The following is a 623-nucleotide window of genomic DNA, read 5'->3' on the forward strand; positions in this document are numbered from 1 at the left end:
ATATCACCTTGCCGGCGCTTTTCGCAGATTAGCACGTCCTTCATCGCCTCTGACTGCCAGGGCATCCACCGTGTACGCTTGGTCGCTTAACCTCACAACCCACAGGCGTTTTGAACGCTCGTGAATCACGATAATCTTGAGACCCGGCCGCATCATGCCTCGTTCTTATTACGGAGAACGGATACGACGCGGTCGTTTCAAATTTTCAGCTTGTTCCGGATTGTTAAAGAGCAAATACTTCGCAATGCGCCCTGAGGTGCATTCTGAAGTATTTTTCAGGACTGTAATGGTGGAGCTAAGCGGGATCGAACCGCTGACCTCCTGCGTGCAAGGCAGGCGCTCTCCCAGCTGAGCTATAGCCCCATACAGTCACTGCAGAGACCACTACTACCACTCACCAGGAGTTACATTCTTTGCATGAGGAATGTAAATTCGTGCTCAGGCAAGGCATGTAGGAGGGAAGTTTACTTTGGTAAACGACCGAGTACATAACGCCGCATGAGACAAATCTGGTAGGCCTGAGTGGACTTGAACCACCGACCTCACCCTTATCAGGGGTGCGCTCTAACCACCTGAGCTACAAGCCTGTAGAGGTTTTTCTGCTCGTTACTTTCTATCAGACA

2 tRNA genes and 1 rRNA gene are annotated in these 623 nt (G+C 50.9%); all 3 read right to left on the reverse strand.

Annotation, left to right across the window (positions count from 1 at the left end):
• A 23S ribosomal RNA gene (locus C1Y41_RS19705) occupies window positions 1-92 on the reverse strand; the annotation flags it as partial.
• 195 nt (window positions 93-287) lie between these two features.
• Window positions 288-363, reverse strand: a tRNA-Ala gene (locus tag C1Y41_RS19710).
• A gap of 147 nt (window positions 364-510) precedes the next feature.
• Window positions 511-587, reverse strand: a tRNA-Ile gene (locus C1Y41_RS19715).
• Window positions 588-623 lie beyond the last annotated feature (36 nt).

This window comes from Pantoea sp. ICBG 1758 (assembly GCF_002928325.1).
Classification (GTDB): domain Bacteria; phylum Pseudomonadota; class Gammaproteobacteria; order Enterobacterales; family Enterobacteriaceae; genus Pantoea; species Pantoea eucrina.